The 26,079-nt window shown below is 68.3% G+C and carries 22 protein-coding genes; 6 read left to right on the forward strand and 16 right to left on the reverse strand.

Features of this window, described 5'->3' with window-relative positions; genetic code table 11:
- Window position 1: 1 nt before the first annotated feature.
- Complete coding sequence (locus tag AC07PZ_RS09345; protein ID WP_495294776.1) at window positions 2-748, reverse strand: DUF969 domain-containing protein; 747 nt, start codon at window positions 746-748, stop codon at window positions 2-4.
- 216 nt (window positions 749-964) lie between these two features.
- Between AC07PZ_RS09345 and AC07PZ_RS09350 the strand changes: the two genes are divergently transcribed.
- Together AC07PZ_RS09350 and AC07PZ_RS09355 are read left to right on the forward strand one after the other, a co-directional pair.
- Window positions 965-1,651, forward strand: coding sequence for a GntR family transcriptional regulator (locus AC07PZ_RS09350; RefSeq protein WP_495294777.1), 687 nt, complete (start codon window positions 965-967; stop codon window positions 1,649-1,651).
- A gap of 5 nt (window positions 1,652-1,656) precedes the next feature.
- Window positions 1,657-2,550 carry a peptidoglycan DD-metalloendopeptidase family protein gene (locus AC07PZ_RS09355; RefSeq protein WP_495294778.1) on the forward strand — a complete coding sequence of 298 codons (894 nt, stop codon included), beginning with the start codon at window positions 1,657-1,659 and terminating at the stop codon, window positions 2,548-2,550.
- Here AC07PZ_RS09355 and AC07PZ_RS09360 read toward each other — a convergent pair.
- Both AC07PZ_RS09360 and AC07PZ_RS09365 read right to left on the reverse strand, forming a co-directional pair.
- Window positions 2,537-2,941: a DoxX family protein gene (locus AC07PZ_RS09360; protein ID WP_495294779.1), complete on the reverse strand. Its 405-nt coding sequence runs from the start codon at window positions 2,939-2,941 to the stop codon at window positions 2,537-2,539. The genes AC07PZ_RS09355 and AC07PZ_RS09360 overlap by 14 nt on opposite strands.
- Window positions 2,942-2,946: 5 nt before the next feature.
- Window positions 2,947-4,182, reverse strand: a complete 1,236-nt coding sequence (locus AC07PZ_RS09365) for an MFS transporter (protein ID WP_495294780.1) — start codon at window positions 4,180-4,182, stop codon at window positions 2,947-2,949.
- A 101-nt stretch (window positions 4,183-4,283) separates the two neighbouring features.
- On the opposite strand from AC07PZ_RS09365, the gene AC07PZ_RS09370 reads away from it, so the two are divergent.
- Window positions 4,284-5,237: a LysR family transcriptional regulator gene (locus AC07PZ_RS09370; RefSeq protein WP_495294781.1), complete on the forward strand. Its 954-nt coding sequence runs from the start codon at window positions 4,284-4,286 to the stop codon at window positions 5,235-5,237.
- Window positions 5,238-5,255: 18 nt separating this feature from the next.
- Here AC07PZ_RS09370 and AC07PZ_RS09375 read toward each other — a convergent pair whose 3' ends face one another.
- The 8 genes from AC07PZ_RS09375 to AC07PZ_RS09410 all read right to left on the reverse strand — a co-directional run bounded on the left by AC07PZ_RS09375 (window position 5,256) and on the right by AC07PZ_RS09410 (window position 17,460).
- Entirely contained in the window at window positions 5,256-6,809 is a 1,554-nt protein-coding gene (locus AC07PZ_RS09375; RefSeq protein WP_495294782.1) for a sugar ABC transporter ATP-binding protein, read from the reverse strand.
- Window positions 6,806-7,921 carry a strictosidine synthase gene (locus AC07PZ_RS09380; protein WP_495294783.1) on the reverse strand — a complete coding sequence of 372 codons (1,116 nt, stop codon included), beginning with the start codon at window positions 7,919-7,921 and terminating at the stop codon, window positions 6,806-6,808. The genes AC07PZ_RS09375 and AC07PZ_RS09380 overlap by 4 nt, the downstream gene beginning before the upstream one ends.
- Window positions 7,921-10,035 carry an ABC transporter permease gene (locus AC07PZ_RS09385; protein WP_495294784.1) on the reverse strand — a complete coding sequence of 705 codons (2,115 nt, stop codon included), beginning with the start codon at window positions 10,033-10,035 and terminating at the stop codon, window positions 7,921-7,923. The genes AC07PZ_RS09380 and AC07PZ_RS09385 overlap by 1 nt, the downstream gene beginning before the upstream one ends.
- Window positions 10,036-10,057: 22 nt before the next feature.
- Window positions 10,058-11,071, reverse strand: a complete 1,014-nt coding sequence (locus AC07PZ_RS09390) for a sugar ABC transporter substrate-binding protein (RefSeq protein ID WP_495294785.1) — start codon at window positions 11,069-11,071, stop codon at window positions 10,058-10,060.
- Window positions 11,072-11,140: 69 nt separating this feature from the next.
- Window positions 11,141-12,112 carry an ABC transporter permease gene (locus AC07PZ_RS09395; protein ID WP_495294786.1) on the reverse strand — a complete coding sequence of 324 codons (972 nt, stop codon included), beginning with the start codon at window positions 12,110-12,112 and terminating at the stop codon, window positions 11,141-11,143.
- A 13-nt stretch (window positions 12,113-12,125) separates the two neighbouring features.
- Window positions 12,126-14,405 carry an AMP-binding protein gene (locus tag AC07PZ_RS09400; protein WP_495294787.1) on the reverse strand — a complete coding sequence of 760 codons (2,280 nt, stop codon included), beginning with the start codon at window positions 14,403-14,405 and terminating at the stop codon, window positions 12,126-12,128.
- 264 nt (window positions 14,406-14,669) lie between these two features.
- On the reverse strand, window positions 14,670-16,469 hold the full coding sequence (locus tag AC07PZ_RS09405; RefSeq protein ID WP_495294788.1) for an FUSC family protein: 1,800 nt from the start codon (window positions 16,467-16,469) through the stop codon (window positions 14,670-14,672).
- A gap of 55 nt (window positions 16,470-16,524) precedes the next feature.
- Window positions 16,525-17,460, reverse strand: a complete 936-nt coding sequence (locus tag AC07PZ_RS09410) for a M14 family metallopeptidase (RefSeq protein ID WP_495294789.1) — start codon at window positions 17,458-17,460, stop codon at window positions 16,525-16,527.
- Between the two features lie 173 nt (window positions 17,461-17,633).
- Here AC07PZ_RS09410 and AC07PZ_RS09415 point away from each other — a divergent pair, with 173 nt between their 5' ends.
- Window positions 17,634-17,843: a hypothetical protein gene (locus AC07PZ_RS09415; RefSeq protein ID WP_495294790.1), complete on the forward strand. Its 210-nt coding sequence runs from the start codon at window positions 17,634-17,636 to the stop codon at window positions 17,841-17,843.
- Between the two features lie 39 nt (window positions 17,844-17,882).
- Here the strand turns inward: AC07PZ_RS09415 and AC07PZ_RS09420 are convergent, their stop codons facing one another.
- The 4 genes from AC07PZ_RS09420 to AC07PZ_RS09435 all read right to left on the reverse strand — a co-directional run bounded on the left by AC07PZ_RS09420 (window position 17,883) and on the right by AC07PZ_RS09435 (window position 22,713).
- Window positions 17,883-18,605, reverse strand: coding sequence for an ABC transporter ATP-binding protein (locus AC07PZ_RS09420; RefSeq protein WP_495294791.1), 723 nt, complete (start codon window positions 18,603-18,605; stop codon window positions 17,883-17,885).
- A 15-nt stretch (window positions 18,606-18,620) separates the two neighbouring features.
- Window positions 18,621-20,573: a branched-chain amino acid ABC transporter ATP-binding protein/permease gene (locus AC07PZ_RS09425; protein WP_495294792.1), complete on the reverse strand. Its 1,953-nt coding sequence runs from the start codon at window positions 20,571-20,573 to the stop codon at window positions 18,621-18,623.
- Window positions 20,574-20,598: 25 nt separating this feature from the next.
- Complete coding sequence (locus tag AC07PZ_RS09430; protein WP_495294793.1) at window positions 20,599-21,474, reverse strand: branched-chain amino acid ABC transporter permease; 876 nt, start codon at window positions 21,472-21,474, stop codon at window positions 20,599-20,601.
- A 99-nt stretch (window positions 21,475-21,573) separates the two neighbouring features.
- Entirely contained in the window at window positions 21,574-22,713 is a 1,140-nt protein-coding gene (locus tag AC07PZ_RS09435; protein WP_495295158.1) for an ABC transporter substrate-binding protein, read from the reverse strand.
- 254 nt (window positions 22,714-22,967) lie between these two features.
- Between AC07PZ_RS09435 and AC07PZ_RS09440 the strand changes: the two genes are divergently transcribed.
- Window positions 22,968-24,323: a cache domain-containing protein gene (locus tag AC07PZ_RS09440; protein ID WP_495294794.1), complete on the forward strand. Its 1,356-nt coding sequence runs from the start codon at window positions 22,968-22,970 to the stop codon at window positions 24,321-24,323.
- 14 nt (window positions 24,324-24,337) lie between these two features.
- Window positions 24,338-24,976 (forward strand): response regulator, encoded by a 639-nt coding sequence (locus tag AC07PZ_RS09445; protein WP_495294795.1) that lies wholly within the window; start codon window positions 24,338-24,340, stop codon window positions 24,974-24,976.
- A gap of 40 nt (window positions 24,977-25,016) precedes the next feature.
- Here the strand turns inward: AC07PZ_RS09445 and ylqF are convergent, their stop codons facing one another.
- The gene (gene ylqF, locus AC07PZ_RS09450) at window positions 25,017-25,979 is read right to left on the reverse strand and encodes a ribosome biogenesis GTPase YlqF (RefSeq protein WP_495294796.1); all 963 of its coding nucleotides are present in this window, start codon (window positions 25,977-25,979) and stop codon (window positions 25,017-25,019) included.
- Window positions 25,980-26,079: the final 100 nt, after the last annotated feature.

Consider the following 26,079-nt stretch of genomic DNA (forward strand, 5'->3'; position numbering starts at 1 on the left):
ATCAGGCACCCTTCACGGAAGCGCCAATGGCGGCGGCATGTTCATCGACGGCTGGCGCGCTTCCGGCCAGTTCGCGATCGAGCCATCGGTCGAGCCGGCGCAGGCGCCAGCCATGGATCACGAATGCGCAGATGGCGGTCGGAATGCCCCAGAGCGCCACGTGGATCGGTTCGAGCTCGATGCCCGCTTCGCGCAGGAAAGTGGTCATCAGCACGATGGCGCCGAAGGCCACGAAGATGTCTTCGCCGAAGAACAGGCCCACGTTGTCGGTCGCTGCGGCATACGCGCGCAGCTTGTGGCGAATGCGGTCCGTGAGTGCACCGTAACGGGCCTCGGCAGCACCCTCCGCCATCGGCGCGAGCAGCGGACGCACCATTTGCGGGTGTCCGCCCAGGCTCGTCAGGCCGACCGCCGCGGTGAGCTGGCGTGCACCGAGATACACCAGCAGCAGGCGGCCGGACGTGGCCGACTTGATGCTGCTGATCCAGCGTTGTGCGTGCTGGCGCAGGCCATGCCGCTCCAGCAGGCCGATGACCGACAGCGGCAGCAGGATGATCAGCGGCAGGTTGCGTGTCTTGATGAAGCCGGTGCCGATGGCCGCCAGGATCTTCTCGACGGGGAAATGCGCGGCGAAGGCCGTGACGATGGCCGTCACGATCACGACCAGCATCGGGTTGAAGCGCAGGACGAAGCCCGCAATGATGACGGCGACCCCGAGCAGGGGCCATAGATTGATCTCGGTAGGCACGGCATTTACTCCAGATGTGATCGCGGCGCTTGGCTCAACGATCTTGGGTTATTGATGAATCATCTGCATCGAATTGTTCAACAATTCAGAATCGATTGTTAGCAAAATGCGTGCCCAGGCCTAGGTGAATTCCCGAGGTCGTTGAGCAAAAATGGGGCGTCTCGTGAAATCTGCTACAACTCCGCCCGCCTCCTTTCTGTTGCCTTCCAAGCCCCGATGACCATTGCCGCTCCATCGCCCGCCGAACCCCAAACCCTGAGCGAACGCACGGCGGAAACGTTGCGGCAGAAGATCACGCAGGGAGAATTCACACCCGGCCAGCGCCTGTCGGAGCAGGCACTCAGCGACAGCCTGGGCATTTCGCGCAACACGCTGCGGGAGGTGTTCCGGATGCTGACCCAGGAAGGGCTCGTGAAGCACGCGCCGAATCGCGGCGTGTTCGTGGCGATCCCGAGCATCGCGTCGATCATCGACATCTACCGCGTGCGGCGGCTGATCGAGTGCCAGGCGCTGGCGCAGGCCTATCCGCGGCATCCGGCCAAGAAGAAGATGCGCGAAGCCGTGGACACCTCGCTGCGCGCCCGCGCCTCGGGCGACTGGCTCGGCGTCGGCACCGCCAACATGGCGTTCCACATGGCCGTGGTCGAACTCGCGGACAGCGAGCGCTTGAACCTGCTGTTCAACTCGGTGCTGGCCGAGCTGCGCCTGGCCTTCGGGCTGTTGCGGGATCCGGAGTTCCTGCATGCACCCTACGTCGACATGAACCAGAACATCCTGCAGCTCGCCGAAGCCGGCGACTTTGCGCGCGCCGCCGCCGCGATGAACGACTACCTCGTGCACTCGGAGCGCATCGTGCTGGCCGTCTATGCGCGGCACATCAGCGACGCAGGCTGGGACATCTGACGGCCATGGACCTCTTTCCTTCCACCCACATCGATGCCGATCGTCGCGCCGTGCTGCTGGCCGGCATCGGCCTGCTGGCGATCGCCCCGGCCCGTGCCGCACGCCGTGCACCACCTGCAGACGCGGCACCGCCGGCCCCCGATCTGTGGCCGCGCGACTCGCGCGTGCCCGGCGGCGTCGCACGACTGTCGCTCGGGCCTGCTGCCCAACGTCCGGTGGCGCATGCGGGAGAAGCCTCGCTGCTGGTCGTCGGCGACCCGATCGACTGGACGGCGATCGTGGGCATTCCGCTGTCGGCCGCCGTGGGCGCGGCGAGCATCGAGCTCCAGACGGCCGACGGCGCGCGCCGCCACGTGCCCTACAGCGTGCAGCCCAAGCGCTACAGCGAACAGCGGTTGAAGGTCGCGCCGGGCACGGTCGACCTGTCGCCCGAAGACACCGCGCGCTACGAGCGCGAGCGCGTGCACCTCGCCGCGGTGATGGCCACCTTCAGCGCACCGCCGGCGCACGACCTGCGCATGGCGGTGCCGGTGCCGGGGCGGCGCTCCAGTTCCTTCGGCCTGCGCCGTGTGTTCAATGGCCAGGCCCGCAATCCACACAGCGGGATGGACATCGCCGCCGCCACCGGCACAGCGGTGACCGCACCGCTGCCAGGCCGGGTGATCGACACCGGCGACTACTTCTTCAACGGCGGCACCGTGTGGCTCGACCACGGCGGCGGGCTGCTCACGATGTACTGCCACCTGAGCGCCATCGACGTGAAGGCCGGCGACCGAGTGGGGACCGGCGACCGCTTCTGTGCCGTCGGCGCGACCGGCCGGGTGACGGGTCCGCACCTGCACTGGGGCGTGATGCTCAACCGCACGATGGTCGACCCGGCGCTCTTCATCGCGGCTTGATCGACGCGCCCTGCCTGCGCGGCCCGAAGACCGCCGCACTCCAGGCGATCAGCGCCAGCAGGCCGAGCTGCAAGGGCAGCCGCGCGACCAGTGCCCAGTACGGCACCGATGCGAACCGGTCCGCCTGCAGCAGCATCTGCACGTTGGCGGGCGTCACGGCCAGCGTCAGCAGCAGGAGCCCGATGCCGGCCATGCGCCGCGTGGCCGGCCAGAGCAGACCGGCGGCGCCCAGCAGCTCGGCAACGCCGCTGAGCAGCACGGCCGCACGCGGCCAGGGAATGAAGGACGGCACGATGCGCATCTCGGCCTCGGTGAAGGCGAAATGCGCCACGCCGCCGATGGCGAACCACAGGAACACGAAGACCAGGCCCGCAGTGCGCCAACGGCTCATGCCGATCAGCCCGCGGTCTGGCCGGCGGGCACCAGCCGCACGACCAGCGCGGCGATTGCCGAGGCCGTGGCAAGCGCGATGACCGCGATCCAGCCCCACTGCGCCAGCATCAGTGCACCGAGCGCCGAGCCGATCGCCATGCCGATGAACATGCCGACGAACAGGATCGCGTTGAGCCGGCTGCGCGCGCCCGGATCGATGCTGTAGACGATGGTCTGGTGCGCGATCAGCGTGGCCTGGATGCCGAGGTCGAAGCCGATCGCACCGACCACCAGCAGCACCAGTTGCGCATGCGGCTGCATCCAGGGCGCCAGCGCCATCAGCGCGAAGGATGCCACCACCAGCACCGCGCCGAGGCGGGTGACGAGCTCCGGACCGCGCTTGTCGGCGAGGCGTCCGGCGATCGGTGCGGCCAGCGCGCCGGCCGCGCCGGCCAGGCCGAAGGCACCGGCCGCCGCGCTGCCCAGGTGGAAGGGCGCGCCATGCAGCATCACCGCCAGCGTGGACCAGAACGCGCTGAAGCCGATCGACAGCAGCCCCTGCGCGATCGCCGCGCGACGCAGCGCACCGTGGCGCTTCCAGAGCTTGCCGAGCGAGCCCATGAGCGCGCCGTAGGCGAGCTGCGTGGTCGGGCGGAAACGCGGCAGGCCACGCCAGGCGGCTGCACCGATCAACGCGATGCTGGCGGCGGCGGCCACGAACATCGTGCGCCAGCCGAAGTGCTCGGCCACGAAACCGCTGACGACCCGCGACAGCAGGATGCCGAGCAGCAGGCCGGTCATGACGGTGCCGACGACCTTGCCGCGGTGCGCCTCGGGCGCCAGTGTGGCGGCGGCCGGCACGATGTCCTGTGCCATCGTCGCGGCCACGCCGATCGCGAGGCTGGCGGCCAGCAGCACGCCGATCGACGGCGCGGCCCCGCCCACCAGCAGCGCGGCGCACAGCACGGCCGCCTTGATCAGGATGATGCGGCGCCGGTCGTAGCGATCGCCGAGCGGTGCCAGCAGCAGGATGCCCAGCGCATAGCCGAGCTGGGTCAGCGTCGGGACGAAGCCGACCGCGCGGTTGGACGCGCCGATGTCGGCGCCGAGCACGCCCAGCATCGGCTGCGCGTAGTAGAGCGCTGCCACGGCCAGGCCGGCGCCGGACGCGAGCAGCAGGATGAGCGGCAACGGCAGGCCGCGCGCCGCCTCCGCGGCGTGGGGCGCCGGCTTTGCATGCGCGCTTTGAATGGAAGACATGGTGTTAACCCTTTGAATATGGTCCGAATGGCACGCAGTGTCTGGCGTTCTTCGCTTCAGCGGTAGTGCTGCGACACGCACAATTGATATACGCTGAACGCATGACGACCTCTTCCAGCACCTCCATCGGCGTCGACCGTATCGAACTGATGCAGACCTTCGTCCGCATTGTCGAGGCCGGCAGCCTGTCGGCAGCGGCGGCGCAACTTGGCGCAACCCAGCCCACGGTGAGCCGCCGGCTGCAGGCGCTGGAGCGCTCGCTCGGCCTGCGGCTGCTGCAGCGCTCGACCCACTCGATGAAGCTCACCGAAGACGGCGAACGCTGCTTCGAGCGCGCCAAGGAGCTGCTCGCCGGCTGGAACGCCTTCGACGCCGAACTGCGCGGCACCGGCGACGAACCCGAAGGCACCTTGCGCGTGGTCGCGCCGCACGCCTTCGGCCAGCAACTGCTGATCGATCCGCTGGCCGACTACCTGCGTCGCTATCCAAGGGTGACGGTCGAATGGCTGCTGCACGACCGTCGGCCGGAGTTCATCTCCGAAAGCATCGACTGCGCGATCCAGGTCGGCGAGCTGATCGACCCCGGCGTGGTCGCGATCAAGCTCGGAGAGATCCCGCGCATCGTGGTCGCCGCGCCGTCCGTTCTGGACGCGGCGGGCGGCGCCCGCCCCGAACACGCCGCCGACCTGGGCGCCCTGCCCTGGCTGGCCCTGCGAACCTTCTATCGCAACGAAATCACGTTGACGCACACGGAGACGGACGAAAGCTGCCGCCTGCCGATCCGCCCGCGCTTCAGCACCGACAGTCTCTACGCGTTGCGCAGCGCCGCGCTGCTGGGCACGGGCGCGTGCGTGGCGTCCGAATGGCTGTTGACCGACGACCTCGCGGAAGGCCGGCTCGTGCACCTGGTGCCCGGCTGGCGTGCGTCCCCGCTGCCCATCCACCTGATCTACCCCTACGCACGCTTCTATCCGGCCAAGCTGCGCCGGTTCATCGAGGCGATGCGGCATGCGATGGCGGCCGTGGTCACCGGCACGACGCAGCCGGCGCAGTGACCGCGCCGGCCGGCGCCCTCAGTGGATCGCCGCGTACATGATCCGCTCCTGAGTCGCCTCGGTCGCCGAGAACTCGGTCACCACCTTGCCCTGCTTGGCGACCAGGATGCGGTCCGACAGCGACAGCACTTCCGGCAGGTACGACGAGATCACCACCACGGCCTTGCCCGCATCCGCGAGCCGGTTGATCTCCGCATGGATCTCGGCGATGGCGCCGACGTCCACGCCGCGCGTCGGCTCGTCGAAGATGATGACGTCGGGGTCCTGCACCAGCGACTTGGCGATCACCACCTTCTGCTGGTTGCCGCCGGACAGCTCGATGACCTTCACGTCCTTGCTGATGGCGCGCACGTTGAGCAGCTTGATCCAGCGCTCGCCGACGGCCTTGGCCTTGGCACCCGACACGAGCCCGAACGCACTGCCCAGCTTGCCGAGCAGCCCCATGTAGATGTTCTGCGAGATCGACATGGTCTCGAAGAAGCCTTCGATCTTGCGGTCTTCCGTGATGTAGGCGATGCCGTCGCGCACCGCCGAGCGCGCCACCTTGTAGCGCACCGGCTTGCCACGCAACAGGACCTCCCCGCCGTGGAAGAAGTCGCGCTTGATCAACCCCGCCACGACCTTGAAGGTCTCGGTGCGCCCCGCGCCGACGAGCCCGAAGACGCCGGTGATCTGGCCCGCGAACACCGACAGCGAGTTGTTCTTGACCATCGACGACATGCGCAGGTTGCGCACCGACAACAGGCATTCGCCCTGCGGCCGCACCGTCGTCTTCTTCTGCCCGTAGAGCGACTGCGACAGATCGCGGCCGACCATCGCCTGCACGATGCGCCCGCGGTCGAAGTTGAGCTTGTCGTCGGTGACCACGTGCCGACCGTCGCGCAGCACGGTGATGCGGTCGGCCAGCAGCAGCGCCTCTTCCAGCGCATGGGAGATGAAGATGATCGAGACGCCGCGCGCCTTCAGGTTGAAGATGAGGTCGAAGAAGTACTTCTTCTCCTCCGGCGTCAGGCTGGCCGTCGGCTCGTCGAAGATGATGATGCGGGCGTTGTGCAGCACCGCCCGGGCAATTTCCACCATCTGCTTCTTGGCGGCGCCGAGCTGGCCGACCGTGGCGGTCGGGTCCACGTCGAAGTTCAGCGACTGGAGAAACTGCTGGGCGGCGATGTACACGCCGCGCAGGCGGTTGAAGAACGCCTCCTGGCCCAGGTACAGGTTCTGCGCCACGGTCATCGTCGGCACCAGGCTGGTTTCCTGGAACACCATCGCGATGCCGCGCTGGCGTGCGGCCAGCGGCGTGCGCAGTTCCACCACCTCGCCTTCGACCAGCATCTGCCCTTGCGACAGCGGGACCACGCCCGCCATCACCTTGGTCAGGGTCGACTTGCCGGCGCCGTTCTCGCCGAGTAGCGCGTGGATCTCGCCGCGGCGCAGCGTGAAGTCGACGTCCTCGATCGCCGGCACGCCGGCATAGCGCTTGGTGGCCGCGCGCAGTTCGAGAACGGTCTCGGCTGCGTCCGAGGCGGCCACCGTCCGCGCGACCGCTTCGGTGCCGCTGATCATGTCGGTCATGTCGCTCCTCCGGCCTGTGGCAATGCGATGCGAAGGAGCCGGCCGCTCCCCTTGGACGCGACGAACAGCGCATCGCCGCATTCGGCCACGGCGGTGATGCCGTGGTGCTGTCCGTCGACCTGGCTGTGCAGCGACTGCGTGACGCGCCCGCGCGCATCGACATGCAGAACGAGCCCGTAGGACCGCGGCGGCGCCCAGGGCTTCAGCACGCCCATCTGCTTGACGCCCGCGCCCTGCAGCGGCTCGAGGTAGCTGGTGCCGGACCGCAGCGCCGGCGCCACCCAGTAGCGCGGGTCCACGGTGGCCAGCATGCGCGTCCGGTAGGCGTCTTCCCGCAGCACGAACTCGACCAGCTGCGTCCGGCAGGCAAAGCAGGTCAGCCAGAAGCCGCCGGTCTGCGAGACGGCCATGCGCGACGGGTAGCCCGGCAGATCGGCCAGCAGCGGCGCCGCGCCGGCGACGCGGCCCACCCGGTGCCGCCAGCTCTCGCTGTAGAGCACCTGGCCTTCGAGCGACAGCACGCCCAGCGCGTGGTGCAGGTCCTGCGCGAGCAGCTCCGTTGCAGCGCCGTCCGCAGCGCCGCTCGCATCACCGATGCGCCAGCGCGAGACCCGCCCGGTCCGGCCTTTCTCCATGAGGTCGCGGCACCAGTCGACGGGGCCGTGGCGCACCGAGCCCTCGGTGTAGAGCAAGGCATCGGCCGTCTCGAAATGCAGCGCGTTGACGCCATGCAGCGCGATGCCGGCGGACGTGTGAAGGTTCGCCCGTTCGGTCCACACGCCGCCATGCACCGACGCGACCACGACCGACCGTCCGGCCACGGCCACCGAGAGCGATCCGCCCGCATGCGCGGCAACGGCCGTGATCTCCGCGCCGAAGCGCCGCAACTCGACGAGCCGTTCGCCGTCGAGCCGATACAGCACCGGGCCGGCGGTGACGAACAGCGACCGTCCGTCCGTGGCCAGATCGTCGATGTCCGGCAACTGCGCGATGCACTGCGCTTCGTCGAGCGCGCGGTTCGGCTTGAGCGGCCCGTCCATCACCGGCACGGTGATGGCGGCGCTGCCGCGCCCGAGGAGCCGGTCGCTGAAATGACGCAAGGCATCGAACATCAGGCGTTCCTCCATCGGCGTTCGTACTGGACAAAGTCCGGGTCGGCATCGGGCAGGCGGTAGCGCCCGATCCGGTTGTTGGAAATGCCGCCGAGATACAGGTGCCCGCGGTGCTCGCGCATCGACGTGATCATCGGATGGTTCTCGCCGCCCAGGTCCCACAGCGTCTCGAGCACTTCGCCCTTCTCGCTGAACTTCAGCACGCAGCCGGTGTTGATGTTCGGGAAGAGCCACTCGTCGATCGGCAACCGCGACGCCATCCGCTTGCGGAAGCCCGGCATGCGCATGGCCAGGTCGTAGGCCGGCGAACGCATGCCGACCAGCGCGAGCCAGTAGTTGCCGTCGGACGCCAGGTTGATGTTGTCGGGATAGCCCGGCAGATCGTCGATCACCATCTCGACCTGGCCGGCCTTCGGGCCGTCGAACCAGTAGCGCTTGACGCAGCATCCCCAGGTTTCCGCGAACAGGATCGACTGGCCGTCGCCGGCGATCGCGATGCCGTTCGGGAACTTCAGGTCGCGCAGCACCGTTCGCGTCGACTTGTCGCGCGGGTCGTAGCAGACGATGCGCCCGTTGCCGCGCGCCTCCAGCCCGTCGACCGCCCACTCGTCCATCTCGTAGCGCACGGTCGCCTCGCTGAAGAAGACGCGGCCGTCGTCGGTGATGTCGAGGTCGTCGGCCAGCCGCAGCCGGCTGTCGTCGTTGATCGAGCGCCAGCTGCGGTTGGTTTCGTCGGTGACGCGCTCGACCTGGCGTTGCGGCGTGACGCGGTACAGCCCCATGCCGCCGACGCAGACGTACAGGTTGTCCTCGCGATCGAATGCCATGCCGAGCGGCTGGCCGCCGATGTGGGCGAAGACCTCCATGCGCTCGTAGTCGGGCGCGAAGAAACGGATGATGTCGCCGTGCCGCGAACCGGCGTAGAGGTTGTCGTCACGGTCCAGGATGACGTCCTCGGGCGACTCGATGCGCCCCACGCCGATCAGGCTCACGTCCCGCAGCTTGTTGTTGAGCGCATAGACGCCGCCGGCCTCGGCGCTGCAATCGGGTGCCGGGTCGAGCTTCTGGTAGGTCGGGCTGACGTACACCTTGCTGATGATGCGTTGCCGGTTCTTGAGCCAGCGCACGTCGATCACCGCGGCGAGCACCAGGATCGCCGCCAGCACCATGCGGATGACGCCGCCCGGCGCCGACATCGACGTCAGCCCGTTGGTGATCAGCAGCACCAGCAGCGTGCCGACAAGCGCCTTGGTGACCGAACCGCGGCCACCGCCGAGGCTGATGCCGCCCAGCACCGCGGCCGTCAGCACCAGCACCTCCATGCCCACGCCGATGTCCGCGCCCGCAGTCGCGAGCCGCGAAGCGAAGAAGCAGCCGGCAGCGCCCGTGAGAACGCCGCAGCCCACATAGCAGAGCGCCACCGTGCGCCGCACCGCGATGCCGCCGTTGTAGGCCGAGCGCCGCGACCCGCCGATCGCCATGATGTGCCAGCCGAGCCGCAGCCGCGTCAGCAGCACATGCCCGCCGATCGCGGCGGCCGCATAGACCCACGCGACCGTCGGCAGGCCGAGGAAGGTTCCGTCGCCCAGGAAGGCCCACACGGCGGAGTCCGGCAGGCTGCCCGCGATCTCGGTCGAGTACTGCATGCTCAGGATCTCGTAGACCGACCGGAAGATGATCAGCGTGATGAGCGTCGTGAGGAACGCACGCAGCCGCAGGTAGCCGATCAGCAGCCCGTTGATGGCGCCGAGCAGCGCACCGCAGGCGAGCGTGCCCAGCATCGCGAGGCCGACCGGCCACTTCAGCACGTGCATCAGCAGCAGCGCGCAGAAGTTGGTCAGGGCGAACATCGACCCGACCGACAGGTCGATGCCGCCGACGATCATCACCAGCGCCATGCCGAGCACCACGAGGCCGATTTCGCCGGCCTGGCGCAGGGTGTCCGCCAGCACGCCCGGCGTGTAGAAGTTGCCGATCAGGCGGCCCGAGGCGAAGACCACCGCGATCAGCAGCAGCACCGGGATGGCGGTTTCGGTCCAGCGCTTGGACAGGATCTCGCCGACCCAGTGGTCCGGCCAGAAGCGGTAGCGCAGGCGCGTCAGTGTTTCGGTCATGGCGACAGCGAGGCCGGGCCCGTTACTTCGCCGCGGTCAGCTTCCAGCAGGTGCCCTCGGCCGACGCGTTCTCCTTGGTGATCGGGATCAGCGTGGTGTAGATGTTCTGCTTGGCGGCGCCGGGCTTCATGCCGTTCTGCACCAGCCACTTGATCATCGCGGCCATGTTGCTGGCCTGCGTCGGCACGTCGTAGCTGATGTCCGAATCGAAGGCACCGGCCTTGACCTGGTCGCACGCGCCCTTCTGCTCGCCGCCGCCGGAGGTCGCGAGGAACACCTTGCCCGTCAGGCCGGCTTCCTTCACCGCGGCGGCCGTGCCGATGTCCATGCCGTCCCAGAAGCCGACGATGCCGCACAGGTCGGGGTTCTGCTTGAGCACGGTCTGCGTCAGCGCCTTGGCCTTGGCCGCGTCCCAGTCCGCGGCCTGGTTCGACACCACCTTGATCTCCGGATGCTTGGCCAGCACGTTCTCGACGCCCTTGAGCGTGTAGGCGCTGGTGGCGGCGGTCGGCGCGCCCTGCACGATGGCGATCTTGTTCGACTTGCCCTTGCAGGCCTGCACCACGGACTCGGCATTGCGCTCGCCGACGTCGACCCAGTCCGCGCCCACGAACACGGTGGACGGCTGGACCGAACGCATGTTGATCTGCACCACGTAGATGCCTTCCGACTCGGCCTTCGCGATCAGCTTGGCATAGGTCGCCACGTCGGGGTTGTGGATCACGATCACCGCCGGCTTCTCGGCGATCAGCGCGGTGAAGGCCTGCGCGCCGGCGTTGGTGTTCCAGTTCGGGTCGCGCGCCACCACCTTCATGCCCGACGGCTCGAGCTCCTTCTTCAGCCCGTTGTACCAGCCCTGCGCCAGGTCGAAGCCCATCGCGACCGGGATGTAGCCGACGGTCTTCCCGGCCAGCGCCTTCTTGTAGGGCTCGCGGAAGGGTTCATCGAGGCCCTTGCCCTGCGCCAATGCGCTCTGGGCGGCCAACAGGCCGAGGCTCAGGCAGGCAGCGGTTGCGATGCGGTGTCCGATTTGCATGATGTGTCTCCTTCTTTTTGATAAGGCGCCATGGAAGCCTGGCGTCGGGCTCTGAACTCTGAGCGGTCTTCAGATGTCGCCCTGCTGGGCGGTCTCTTCGTTGCGTGGATTGAAGATGGAATCGACCAGGATCGCGACGAGCAGCACGACGCCCTTCACGATGTTCTGTACCGAGTAGGAAACGTCGAGGATGGTCATGCCGTTGAGCATGGTCCCGATCAGCAGCGTGCCGATGATCACGTTCAGCACGCCGCCCCGCCCGCCCGACAGGCCGATGCCGCCGAGCACCACGACCAGGACGACGTCGTAGATCATGGTGGAGTTGAAGATGCGCGTCGGCATGCTGTTCACCGAAGCGGCCATCACGATGCCGGCGAAGACGCCGATGAGCGCGGCCATCACGTACTGCAGCACCATGATCGGCCGCGTCGGCAGGCCGGTGGCACGCGCACCGAACGGGTTGTCGCCGATCGCATAGATGAAGGTGCCCGCACGCAGGCGCTTGAGGAAGAGCGCCAGGCCCGCGGCAGCCAGGCCGAACATCACGACCGGCATCGGCAGCCCCATGAAACTGCCGCGCCCGACCCAGGCCATCGAATCGAGCGAGGCCGGCCATTGCACGACCTCGAGCTGGAAGAAGTACGCCTGGCCCAGCCCCGCGAGAAACAGGCCGGAAGCCAGCGTCGTGAACAGCGAAGGCACCTCGGCATAGGCGATCAGCCATCCGTTGACGAGGCCGAACAGCAGCGACAGGCCGATGGCCAGCGCGCAGGCCGCGCCGAATCCCATGCCGTTCTGCATCAGCTGCAGCAGCAGGCCCGAAGGCACCGCCAGCGCCGCGATCATCGAGATGTCGATGCCGCGCCCGATGACCACGACCGACATGCCCAGCCCGAGGATGCCGAGGATCGCCACGTTCTGCAGCAGGGTGAGCAGGTTGTCGACCTGGGCAAAGCCCGGAAGCAGCAGCGCGAAGCCCGCGAACATCAGGACGAAGAGCACGAAGACGATGCTCTGCTGCGACACATGGATCTTTTTCATGCGGTGCTCCGGTTCAGGTCATCGCGACATGCAGCGACTGGCGCAGTTCGCGCTTCATCACCTTGCCGTTGAGGTTGCGCGGCAAGGGCTCGGTGCCGATGGTCCAGGTCTCCGGCACGGCGTAGTCGGACAGGCGCTCCCGCCCGAAGGCCATGAGCGCCGCGGCCTGCGTCGACGCGTCGAGCTGCTGCACGCAGACGAAGGCATGCACGCGCTCGCCGAGTACGGCGCAGGGAATGCCGATCAACGCGATCTCCTGCACGAGCGGATGCTCCATGAGCGCGTTCTCGGCCGCCGCGCAGAAGATCTTGTAGCCACCGCGGTTGATGACGTCCTTCTTGCGGTCGAGGATGCGCACGAAGCCTTCGGCGTCCATGCTGCCGATGTCGCCCGAACGCCAGTAACCGCCGCGGAATTCGCTGGCGGTCGCGGCGTCGTTGCGCCAATAGCCGGGTGACACCATCGGGCCGGAAATCCAGATCTCGCCGGCCTGGCCGCGCGGCACCTCGTTGCCGGACTCGTCCACGATGGCGATGTCGCCGCACGCCACCGTCAACCCGACGCTGTCGGCATGCGCCGTGTTTTCGCCGCGCGGCATGATCGTGGCCGGCGAGCAGGTCTCGGTCGAGCCGTAGGCGTTCATGAGCGTGAGACCGGGCAGCCGTTGCGCCAGTGCCTCGATGCTCGCCGACGGCATCGGCGCACCGCCGAACGCGCCGATGCGCCAGTGGCGCAGGTCGTAATCCTGCAGGTCGGGCAGCAGCAGGCACAGGTTGTACATGGCCGGGACCATGATGGTGTGCGTCATGCGCTCGGTGGACGCGAGCCGCACGAACTCCTGCGCCTTGAACGACGGCATCAGGACCGCGCAACCCTGCACATGCAGCATGAGATAGAGCTGCGCCACGAGCCCTGTCACGTGGGTCAACGGCACCGCCACCACGCTGCGGTCTTCCGGCGCGAGCCCCTGCGCCCGGGCGAAGTGCATGACCGAATGCGCGACGTTGATGTGGCACAGCATGGCGCCCTTCGGCTTGCCGGTCGTCCCCGATGTGTAGAGCAGCACGGCGACGTCTTCTTCCGCCGCGGCATGCGGCTCGGCCACCGGCTCGGCCTGCGTGAGCTGTGCAAAGGGCCGGCAGCCATCCGCGGCGTCGCCGGTGACGAAACGATGGCGCAGCGCGGGCACCGCGTCGGGCACCGGCAGGAAGCCCGCCAGCTCGTTGCCGCAGATCAACGCGACAGCCGCCGCGTCGTTGAGCGTGTATTCGAGCTCGGGCGTGCGTGCCCGTGCGCTGATCGGCACCGCGACCGCCCCCATCCAGGCGCATGCATAGGCGGCGATCACGAACTCCGCGCAGTTGCCCATGTAGAGCGCGACGCGGTCGCCGGGGCCGACGCCCTGCGCGCGCAGGCCGCCGGCGCACTTGCATACCGCGTGATGCAGCCCGCGCCAGGTGAGCCGCAAGCTGCCGACGACCAGCGCTTCGGCATCGGGGCGAGCGGCCAGCGCATCGACCAGCATCTGCGCGATGTGCGGAGGACGCGGTGTGAAGCAGCGCACCACGCGATGACCAAAATGAATCTCACGGCGAATCTCTGCCACGGTGACTCCAGGAGATGCGGCGGCCGGACTCGGCCGCGCGGATTCGTTGACTGCGGGCGGCGCACTCAGCACGCCGCGCATGAGCATTTCGATGCAGTGCGCGACCGCGTCGCCCAGGCCGTGCGTGCCCTGGGTTTCCGGCCGGTACCAGCGGCCGACGCCACTGAGCGCACCGACGACGGTGTACGCCGCCATGGCGGCATCGCCCGTTGCGATCCAGCCGTCGCGCATGCCTTCTTCGATCAATGCGCGGAACTCGGTATCGATGCCGCCCTTGAGCTCGCGCAGTTCGCGCCGGCGCGCCTCCGACAGCGGGTCCTCGCCCACGCGGATCACGCAGAGGCCGAAGTCGCTGGTCACGATGTCGGCGTAGTTGTGCATCGCCGCGCGCAGGCGCTCGCGCCCGGTCAGGCCGCGTTCGGCGGCTTCGCTGATGCACTGCTGCAATGCACCGAGCCCGCGGCGCACGCACTCGAAAAGGATCTCTTCCTTGTTGGAGACGTAGTGGTAGAGCGTCGGCTTCGTGACGCCGAGGCTCTGGGCAATGTCGTCCAGCGACGTGCCCTGGAACCCGCGCTGGGTGAACAGCCGCGCCGCCGCGACCAGCACCGCGTCACGCTTCGCGCTGCGCGGCTGCTGCTGTTCCCGATCGATCCGCCAGGGCGAATCCGCAAGCTGAGTACCCATTCGACTCCTCACCGAACTGAATGCCCGAACAACGTCCATCGCACCGCGCGGCCCCAGGGAGATGCGGGGGGTTACCGTGCGGTAGGCGACTTGACCGGTGCGAGTGTGGGCGCGCCTTCGGCGCCGTGCATGAGCGATTGCCCTAAGCTGCACCGCAGCATCGATGGCGTCGCGAAGAGGCGCCCGATCGGGCGGGGAAAGGTGGGCATGCAGGCGCCTTGGCGGCCGCGATGCGCGACGCCGGCGCCGAGGTCGGGGCCGCCGTCAGGCGAGCATGGCGCCCGCGCGCAAGGCGTCGGCAGCGTCCTGCTGAAGGTGCGTCAGTGCCGGCTCGCGCGCATCGGCGGACAGCCGTTCGAGCGCGTCGGCGGCAGCGAGCGGATCGGCATCGAAACCGCGCAAGGCCTGAAGTGTGGCGTCGATGGCCGCATGCCGGCCGGTGCCGGCTGGCAAGCCCGCCGCCATGGCCTGCAACGCCACGATCGCATGGCCGAGATTGGCGGCAGCCAGCAGGCCCGCGGGCGCCTCGCCGTGGCGGCCGGCACGTTGCAGGTCGAGCATCAGCCGCAGGATGCGGCGCGACGACCGCGCATGCCAGTCGCGCGTCGGACGGCCGTCGTCCAGCAGGCGCTGCAGATCGCGTCGAATGGCCTGGGCAAGGCCGCGCGATCGCTCGGCCGGACGGTCGGGTGCGAGCCAGAAGCCGAAGCCGACCAGCGCGGCCGCCAGCAGCAAAGCCGCCGCGCCGTTGAGGATCTCCGCCGCGCCGGCGGCCGGCATGCCGGCCTGGCTGCCCAGCATGAAGCACATGTTGGCGTCGAGCGCCGGCATCATCGTGCGGCGGCTGAATCGCGCGAAGGCACCCAGCAGGATGAAGGGCGCCACGCTCAGCACCAGCGCACCGGTACCGTCGACATGGGGCTGGACCACGAAGCGATAGAAGGTAGCGAAAAGCACGCCCGCCAACACGCCGGCGAGCAGCTTGGGCGCGACCACGCGCGGTGCCGCGAGCGAGCCGAGGACCATCGAGAAGATGCACACGCCCAGCGCGGCAAGCTCCCCTGCCGGCCAGCCGGAGGCGAAGCCGGCCGCGGCGGCCACGAAGGTGGCGCCGCCGGATACGAGACCGTGCGTGCAGGCGCGCTGCCAGTCGCGGTGCGGCATGAGCTGCGTCACCTTCGGCCCGAACGATCGCGCATCGGCGCTGCCGGGCTCGGCCATCAGCGCCTGCCGCGCGGCCACCAGTTGCGCATCGGCCTCGGCCAGCCGCTGCACCGCATCCACGTCGTCGGCGCCACGTGCGCGCCGGGCGCGCAGCGCACTGCCTGCGGCCATCACGGCGATCGATGCGGAGATCAGCGCATTGCAGTGCAGCAGCCGGCGATAGCCGTCGACCGAGCCGGCCGCGACCAGCCGCGCATTGGCATCGACGTCGCTCATGCCGGCCAGCGTGCGGCGCTCGAGTTCGGCGGTCTGCGCAGGACCCACGCCGCCGGCCGCCTGGGCCGCGAACGCCTGCGCATCGGCCGCAAGCGACTGCACGCGGCGATAGAAATCGTCACGGCGCGAGTGCGGCGTGAAGAAGCCGGTGACCAGCGTCACCACCACCACGCCGATCAGCGTGCATTCGACGCGCGCCGCCGCCAGCGCCAGCATGTGCTCCGGCGCGTTGACCGAGGGCAGCACCACGACCGCGGCCGTCATGCCGGCCATCATCGCGCCGTACGACAGCACGCCGCGGAAGATGTGCGTGAACGCCGCGTTCAGCGCCACCCAGATGCCGAGCAGCGCCAGCAATGCATACGGATTGCCGGCGACGTGCAGCATGCCGAAACCGGCCGCCGCGCCGAGCACGGTGCCGACGATGCGATAGAAGCCGCGCTCCAGCAGCAGCCCTCGCGCGGACTGCGCCACGACCCAGACCGGCATGGCGGCCCAGTAGGCGTTGTGGACGTGCAGCATCGCTGCGATCGAGAAGGCAAGCAGCGCGGCCAGCGCCATGCGCAGCGCCTGCTGGACGCCGCCGCGGTCGATCTGGAAGGTGGAAGCCAGGGAAGAAGTCATCGGTCGGAACACGGCGAACGGTCGCACGGCCGCCGCGTGGCGGCCGTTCTCAGCCTCAGAGCGGCTTGGTCAGATAGACGGCCTCGCGCCCGACGATCGGCGTGTGCGTGGGCATGAAGACCGTGCAGTCGTCGCAGGGCGAACGGATTTCCTCGGTGCCGTTCATCGCGATGAGTTCGCCCTTGGCGAAGGTCTCGAAGCCGATCAGCGGCCGGGTGAAGGCGAAGCTCGGGTCCTTGACCATGTGCGTCTGCAGCAGCTCGAAACGGCGTTGCGGCGCCGGGGCCGGTCGTGCCGGGTCGGCATCGATCAGGCCGAAATGCGCGAGGAAGTCGAGCGTCACGGCGGTCGCCAGGTCGGCGGCCGACTGCTTGAAATGCTGGCCGCACTCGACCACGACCGCGCCGCCCTTGCCTTCGGGGTCGGCATGGTGGCCGTACTGGATCAGCGGCGTGCCCGAACCCAGGCCGTTGGGCATCACCAGATGCACCGGCGGCCGGCCGACCGCCAGCGCGACCTGCGCGTTGCGCTCGTAGGCCGGATAGACCCAGAACGGCACCACGTCCTGGCTGGTCGAGTGGATGTCGAGGATGTAGTCGGCCGCGTCGATCACCGGGCGCAGCACGCGCGCACGGCGCAGTTCGGGGCTGTCTTCCGGACCGTCGAGCAGCTCGGTCGACCAGATGCGGTTCATGTTGTGCACGATCTGCCGGCTGTCGAAGGGCTTGGCCTTGTCGAAGGACTCGTAGGCCTCGACGTTCGAGAAGCTCACGGTCAGCGTGCCGATCTTCGGGCGCACGCCGGTGTCGAGCAGGTGCGTGGCCGCGACCATGCCGCAGATCTCGTTGCCGTGCGTCAGCGCGTTGATCAGCACGTGCGGGCCGGGCTTGCCGGATTCGAAGCGGTGCACGTAGTCGATGCCGATGTTGCCTTCGCGGTAGGCGGACAGGTCGCGCGGGAGGACTTCGAAGCTGGGAAGGATCTGTGTCATGGGAGGGGCGAAATCGGTCGGGGTGGGATGCGGAGTTTGCTACAGGCGCCGGGGAAAGGCGCGCAGTCGGACATCGCCGCGGAACACCGTACCCAAGCCGGCCGGTCTTCCGACACGCACCGACATGCCGCGCGCATTAAATGGCGGCTGTTCATAGAGAAGAGGAAATCGCCATGTCCCAATTCGCCACCATCGTCGGCCACGTCACCTACACGCCGGGTGACGGCCCACCGCTCGTCATTCCGAAGGGGCGCATAGAAGTCGATCTCGCCCCCGACAGCGCCACGCTGAGCTGGGAAGCCGAACCCGGCGTGCTCGGCCTGACGGCCATGCCGCGCACGCAGTTCGAGGAGTATGTGGAGGCGGGGAAGATCGCGCTGTAGGCGGCAGTGGCGACGTAGCGCACTGCGAGGCCGGCGGCCTCAGTGCCCGCCGCCCAGGTACGCAGCCTTCACCGCCGGATCGCTGCGCAGCTTGTCGGCCGGCCCGTGCAATGAAATGCGGCCGTTCTCCAGCACGTAGCCATAGTCCGCGACCCCGAGCGCCGCTGCGGCGAACTGCTCGACCAGCAGCATCGTCACGCCCTCGCCCTTGAGGCGCTCGATGATGCGGAAGACCTCGGCCACCAGGATCGGCGCCAGGCCCATCGACGGCTCGTCGAGCAGCACGACTTCGGGGTTCAGCATCACGGCGCGCGCCATCGCCAGCATCTGCTGCTCGCCGCCCGACAGCGTGCCGGCCAGCTGGGCGCGCCGTTCCTTGAGCCGCGGGAACAGTTCCATCGCCCGCTCCAGGTCGCCCGCCACGTCGCCGCGCGGGCGGCTGCCGGTCAGGCGCGGGAAGGCGCCGAGCGTGAGGTTGTCGGTGACCGTCATCGTCGCGAACACGCGCCGTCCCTCGGGCGAGTGCGCCAGCCCGAGCTTGGCGATGTGGAAGGACTCGAGGCCGTCGATGCGCTTGCCGTTGAGCGTGATCTCGCCGGCGGTGGGCGCGATCATTCCGGACACGGCGCGCATGGTCGTCGTCTTGCCCGCGCCGTTGGAGCCGATCAGCGTCACGACCTTGCCCTTGGGTACCTCGATCGAAATGCCGTGCAGCACCTGCACCTTGCCGTAGCCGGCGGAGAGATTCTGGATGGTCAGCATGGAGAAGTCCTCGCTTCAGGCCTGTGCGGGTTCGGTGGGTTCGGTTGTCTGGCCGCCCAGATACGCCTCGATGACTTTCTCGTCGGCCTGCACCGCGGCAGGTTCGCCCTCGGCAATCTTCTGGCCGAAGTCGAGCACCGAGACCGTGTCGCACATGCTCATCACGACGTCCATGTGGTGCTCGATCAGGATCACGGTCACGCCGTGTTCGCGGATCTTGCGGATGATCGCGATCAGCTCCTTGATGTCCGGCGCCGTCAACCCGGCCGCGGGCTCGTCGAGCAGCAGCAGTTGGGGGTCGAGTGCCAGGGCACGGGCGATCTCGAGCAGGCGCTGCTTGCCGTAAGGCAGGTTGCGCGCCTCCTCCGCCACGAACTCGCCGAGACCGACGAACTTCAGCAGGCCCAGCGCGCGATCGACCGCCGCGTCGCTCTCGCGCCGATAGCGCGGCGTGTGCAGGGCGACGTCGAGCAGGTTGCTACGGAAGGTGTGATGCAGCCCGACCTGCACGTTCTGCAGCGCCGTCATCTCGCCGAACAGCTGCACGTTCTGGAAGGTGCGCGCAATGCCCGACAGCGCGATGTCCGACGAGGTGCGCCCGACCAGCGACCGGCCGCCGAAACTGATGGCACCGGCCGTGGGCACGTAGATGCCGGTCAGCACGTTCATCATCGTGCTCTTGCCCGAGCCGTTCGGGCCGATCAGCCCGTGGATGGTGCCGCGCCGGATCGTCAGGTCGACGTTGTTCAGCGCCTTCAGGCCGCCGAACTGCATCAGCACGCCGGCCGCCTGCAGCACCTCGGCCGAGCCACCGGCCTGTGCGGCGGTCGAGACCGCGTTCGACGCCGACAGCCCGGTGCCGAGCACGTCCAGCGACGGCGCCGCGCGGCGGATGTTGAAGGCCTTGCGCACGAAGCCGACGATGCCGTCCTGCAGGTAGTACACGACGAACAGCATGATCACGCCGAAGATCGAGAGCCGCCAGTCGGTCATGGTCTCGAGCCAGAAGGCGAGCGCGGCCAGCGCGATGCTGCCAGCCACCGGAATGGCCATCTGCGCCGGCGTGGCGCGTCCGCGCCGCACCGCGACCACGGCCGACACCGCCACCAGCACCGCGAGCACCACCGCCACGTAGCGGAACAGCACGACGTCGTCCAGCAGCTTGGGCAGCAGCACGATGATGGCCGCGCCGATCAGCGAGCCGATACGGCTCTTGCGCCCGCCCATGATCACCGCCAGCAGGAACAGTACCGTGAGTTCGAAGTTGTACGAGTTGGGCGAGATGTATTGCTCGGAATACGCATACAGGCAGCCCGCCAGCCCGGCGAAGCCCGCGCTGATCACGAAGGCGTAGACCTTGTAGCGGTAGACCGACACGCCCATGCAGTCCGATGCGACCGGGCTGCCGCGCAGTGCCTCGAAGGCCCGGCCCAGGTGCGAGCGCAGGATGCGGTGCACCACCGCCAGCGCCAGCACCATCAGCACCGCCACGACCCAGTAGAACTCGCGCTCGTCGAGCTTGTGGCCGAACAACGTCGGCTTGTCGAGCTTGATGCCCATGGGGCCTTCGGTGAGGAAGCTCATCTCGTTGATGAGGATCTGGATGATCGTGCCGAAGGCCAGCGTGACCATCGCCAGGTAAGGCCCCGACACGCGCAGCGCCGGCAGCGCCAGCAGCGCGCCGAAGCCGGCGGTGAACAGGATCGCGACCGGCACGGTGATCCAGAACGGCGCCGCCAGCTTGAACACCAGCACGCCGGCCGCATAGGCGCCCAGGCCGAACAGCCCGGCATGGCCGAGCGACACCTGGCCGGTGTAGCCGACCACGATGTCGAGCCCGAACAGCACGATCGCATAGATCATGATGGTCTCGAGCAGGTGGATGTAGTACGGGTTGTCGATGCCGATCGGGAACAGCAGCAATGCGGCGACGCCCGCAATGGCCAGCAGCAGGTGGCTGGTCTTCATCTTTTCGGATTGCAGGGCCACGTCGTCACACCTTCTTGATGGCGGTCTTGCCGAACAGGCCCGCCGGCCGCACGGCCAGCACGATCAGCAGCAGCACGAGCCCGGGCACGTCCTTGTAGCCGGTACTCAGGTAGAAGCCGGTGGTGGTCTCGGCGATGCCGAGGATGATCCCGCCGACCACGATGCCCATGCCGCTGGTCAGCCCGCCGATGATCGCCACCGCGAAGGCCTTCAGGCCGAGCACGGCGCCCATCGTGGCGCCGGTGAGCGTGAGCGGCGCGATCAGCACGCCGGCGAAGGCCGCCGTCATCGACGACAGCGCGTACGAGAAGGTGATGACCAGCCCGGTGTTGATGCCCATCAGCTTGGCGGCGTCGCGGTCGTTGAAGGTCGCGACCACCGCCTTGCCGTAGATCGAGCGGCGGTTGAACAGCTCGACCGCCAGCATCATGAGCAGCGCGCCGACCACCACCAGGATTTCCATCGGCAGCACGTTGGCGTTGAGGAACTTGAGCGGCGACTCCGGCAGCGGCGACGGGAACTTCAGGTCGTCGCGGCCCCAGACGTTCTCGGCCACGTTCTTGAAGATGATGCCCAGCGCGATGGTCGACATGATCCAGCCGAACTCGCTCTTGATCTTGATCGCGGGCCGCACGCCGATGCGCTCGACCACCGCGCCCTGGAAGGCGCCGAACACGCAGACGATCGGGATCATCAGCCAGTAGTTGACCCCCAGCCCGACCAGCGTGAGGCCGACCAGCGCACCGAGCATCAGGGCGTCGCCCTGGCCGAAGTTGAGGGTGTCGGACGTGGCGAAGGTCAGCTGGTAGCCGAACGCGATCACCGCATAGATCATCCCCAGCGCGATGCCGCTGAAGATGAGTTGGGTCAGGATTTGCATGACGGTCTCGAAGGTCGCTGGAGGCGCGCCGGAGCGGCGATGGACATGCGAACGCGCCGGCTCGGGAAGGATTCCCGCACCGGCGCGCTGCAACGAGGCTTACTGTTTGACGCGGACCTTGCCGGCGCTCTTCTGGTCTTCGGCGTTCGCGAACGCCACGCGGCCGGCCTTCACTTCGCCGAACACCGGGATGTTCGCGGTGATGGCGTCATGGTCGGTGGCCGAGAAGGGCTTGTTGTAGGTCGTCACGACGCCCTCGACCGGCGTCTTCAGGTCTTCCAGCGCGGCCTTGACCTTCGGACCTTCGGTGCTGTTGGCCTGCTTGATGGCCGCGGCCAGCAGGTAGATCGAGTCGTAGCCCTGCGCTGCCGACACCGGCGAATCCATGCGGTTGTTCTTCGGCTTGAACTTGGCGACGAAGGCATCGATGAAGGCCTTGCGCTTGGGCGTGGTCGGCTCCTGGATGAAGGTCTGCGGCATGCGCGCGCCCTCGCCGCCCGGGCCGGCGTTGTCGATGAAGTTGGCCATCGCCAGCGTCCAGCTGCCGATCATCGGCACCTTCCAGCCCAGCTTGGTCATGCCGTTGGCGATCTGCGCCAGCTCGGGGCCGATGCCGTAGGTCAGCACGGCTTCGGCGCCGGCTTCCTTGGCCTTGAGCAGCTGGGCCGTCATGTCGACGTCCTTGATGTTGAACTTCTCGACGGCGACCGGCGTGATGCCCTTGGCCTTGAGCGCCTTCTCCAGGTCTTCGCGGCCGAGTTGGCCGTAGTTGGTGGAGTCCGCCAGGATCGCGACCTTCTTGTAGCCGCGGCGGGTGACGGCCTCTTCCACGATCATCGGCGCCTGGATGCTGTCGTGCGCCGCGTTGCGGAACACGTAGTTCTCGGGGTCCTTGTCGAACTGGTGCGTGATGACCGAGCCGGTCGCCACGTTGTTCAGCACCGGCACCTTCGCGTCCTGGAAGAAGCGCTGCGACGCGAGCGCCACGCCGGTGTTGATGTAGCCGACCACGGCCACGACCTTTTCCTTGTTGATGAACTCCTGCGCGATCTGCACGCCGCGCTCGTTCTTGGCCTCGTCGTCGCGTTCGACCAGCTGGATCTGCCGGCCCAGCACGCCGCCGGCCTTGTTGATCTCTTCGGCGGCCAGCCGCACGCCGTCGCGCATGCTCACGCCCATCGACGAGGACCCGCCGGTGAACGGGCCGTCGACGCCGATCTTGATCGGGTCGGCCGCCATGGACAGGGTGGTCAGTGCGGCCAGCGCGATGGCGGTCGCGATCTTCCGGGTGAAATGGGTCAAGGGATGTCTCCTTCGTTGTTGGACTTGCTGGACTTGGGCCGGCTGCGGCGCCTCGGAAATTATGGGGATCGCACTGCCGATGACCATGCGCATCACTGCGGAGGGGCTCTGCGTAGTAATGCATAAGGGAAAACGCGAGGCAGCCGCCACGGCGACGCTTTTGCACCGGTGCCGAGACCACAATCGCGGCCATGAAGCCGAAGGCCAAGATCCTGCTGCTGGCGGTCACGCCGCTGCTGCTGGCCGTGATCGCCATCGGCGCGTTGCTCACGGTCGAGATGCGTCGGCTCGATCAGCAGCAGGCGCAGGTGCTCGAAGACGTGCTGCTGAGCGCCAAACGGGAGGAGCTGCACAGCTACGTCGCACTCGCGCTGACCTCGATCGACCACCTCTACGGTGCCGGGCGCGACGACGAGGCCGCGAAGGAGCAGGCCAAGGCGATCCTCTCCAGCATGAATTTCGGCGACGACGGCTACTTCTACGTCTACGACAGCACCGGGCTGAGCCTGGTGCATCCGCGCCAGCCGGAGCTGATCGGCCAGAACCTCTGGGACCGCCGCGACACCGACGGCACCTACATGATCCGCGAGCTGATCGCACGCGCCCACGAGGGCGGCGGCTACCAGCGCTACCTCTGGCCCAAGCCCTCGACCGGCCGCATCGAGCGCAAGCTCGGCTACTCGGTCGAGCTGCCGCGCTGGGGCTGGATGCTGGGCACCGGCATCTACCTGGACGACGTCGATGCGGCCGCCGGCCGGCTGCGCGGCAACCTGCTCGCGAGCGTGCGCCAGACGCTGCTCGGCCTGGCGGCGGTCGCGCTCGTCGCGGTCCTGGCGGTGTTCGCGGGTGGCATGGCGCTCAACCTCAGCGAGCAGCGCCAGGCCGACCGCAAGCTCAAGGCGCTGGCGCACCGCATCGTGAGCTCACAGGAAGAAGAGCGCGCCCGCGTCTCGCGCGAGCTGCACGACCACATCTGCCAGTTGCTGGTGTCGATCAAGTACCAGTTCGAACTGGTCGGCCACCGGCTGACGCATCCGGGCGACCGGCCGGTGATGGCGATCGACCGCGAGTTGAACGCGCTCTCGCAGGCCATCGGCGAGGTCCGCCGCATCTCGCACGACCTGCGTCCGGCGATGCTCGACGACCTCGGGCTGCCCGCCGCGTTGCAGCACATCGCCGACGAGATCGCCGAGCGCAGCGGGCTGCAGGTCGCGGTGTCGCCGCACGTGCACGAGGAACGGCTGCCCGAGCTGCAGGCGGTCAGCCTGTTCCGCGTGGCGCAGGAGGCGCTGCGCAACGTGGAGCGCCATGCGCGCGCCACCCGGGTCGACATCCGGCTCGACGACGCCGACGACCGGCTCGCGCTGCGCATCACCGACGACGGCTGCGGCTTCGACGTGCAGACGGTCGAGTCGAGCAAGGACCGCGGCATCGGCCTGACCAACATGCGCGAACGGGTGGAGCGCAACGGCGGGAGCTTCCAGCTGCTGTCGCAGCCCGGGCGCACCGAGCTGATCGCGAGCTTTCCGCTGGCGGGCGCAGCCTGAACACGGGGAATGCCATGGACACCGACGCGCTGCCGCTGATCCGACTGGTGATCGTCGACGACCATCCGCTGGTGCGCGACGGCCTGCGTGCGCGGCTGGCGGTGGTGCCGCATCTGCAGGTCGCGGGCGAGGCCGCGAGCGGCGCCGAGGCGCTGCAGATCGCCGCGCTCGATCCGCCCGACCTGATGCTGGTCGACGTCGGCATGCGCGGCATGAACGGCATCGAGCTGGCGACGGCGCTGCGCGCGCGGCATCCGGCGATCAAGGTGCTGATGCTCAGCATGTACGACAACCGCGAGTACGTGCTGAGCGCGATCCAGGCCGGCGCCTGTGGCTATGTGCTGAAGGAGTCGCCGACCGAGGAGATCCTGAGTGCGATCAGCGTGGTGTGCACGGGCGGAACCTACTTCAGCGCGCGCGTCGCGAGCGCGGTGCTCCAGCCCGGCGCGGGGCTGCCGCAGCTGACGGCACGCGAGCGCGAGATCCTGGTGCTGCTCGCCCACGGACGCAGCAACAAGCTGGTCGCGCGCGAGCTCGACATCAGCGTGCGCACGGTCGAGACGCACCGCTTCAGCCTGCGCCGCAAGCTCGGCGTCGACTCGGCCAGCGAGCTGCTGAAGATCGCGCTGGGCAACGGCTGGACGTCGCTGTAGTTGCTCGCTGCCGGGCGCAGCGCCGGTCAGCGTCGTCGAGTCAGGCTTCGGTATCGCCGGTATCGCGCGGCTTCTTGCCCGAGCGCCGCGTCTTCGATTCGGCCTTGCGCATCTGTCGTTCGGCATCGAGTTGCTGGCCCTCGGCCAGCCATTGCGCGAATTCCTCGGGCGTCTCCAGCGTGATGCGGCCCATGCTGCCGTCGCGGAAGGTGTTCATCACGATCTCGGCCGCCTTCTGCAGGTTGATGCGGCCCTTGCCCAGCAGCGCACCGCGCTTGCGGCCGACGGCTTCGAGCAGTTCCTCGTCCTTCAGCTCGGCGACCCCGGCCGCGTCGAGGTCGAGCTTGAAGCGTGTCTCCACCAGGCCGGCGTAATGCGCCTTCAGGTAGTTCAGCAGTTCCAGCGCGACTTCCTCCTCGTCGAACGCGTTGCGGCCGACCGCGCCGCTGGCCGCGAGGTTGTAGCCGCTCTTCGCCACGATGATGCGCGGCCACAGCATGCCGGGCGTGTCCCACAGGTAGAAGTCGTCGGCCAGCGTGATGCGCTGCTCCAGCTTGGTGATGCCGGCCTCGTCGCCGGTCTTGGCCTTGCGGCTGCCGCTGAGCGTGTTGATCAGCGTCGACTTGCCGACGTTCGGAATGCCGCAGATCAGCACGCGCATCGGCTTGGCCAGGCCACCGCGGTTGGGCGACAGCTGGTGGCAGGCCGCGACCAGTTGCTGCGCCGGCGTCGTCAGGCTGGCGTCGAGGCCGAGCGCGCGCGTGTCGGGCTGCGCGTTGTAGTGCGCGAGCCATTGCGCGGTGACCGCGGGGTCGGCCAGGTCCTGCTTGTTGAGCACCTTCAGCCCGGGCTTGTGGCCCGTCAGCTGGGCCAGCATCGGGTTGGCGCTGGAGCCGGGCAGCCGGGCATCGAGCAGCTCGATGACCACGTCGATGTCCTTGATGCGCTCCGCAATCGCCTTCTGCGTGAGGTGCATGTGCCCGGGAAACCACTGAATCGCCATCGCGCGCCTTTGTCCTTGTGCTGATCGGTATGAGGGCCTGGATTGTGAAGGAGTGCGACAAGGGGTTGTTCGCGGCCACCTCCGCGGCCTATGATTTGTG

This window comes from Variovorax sp. GW821-FHT10B04 (assembly GCF_059415645.1).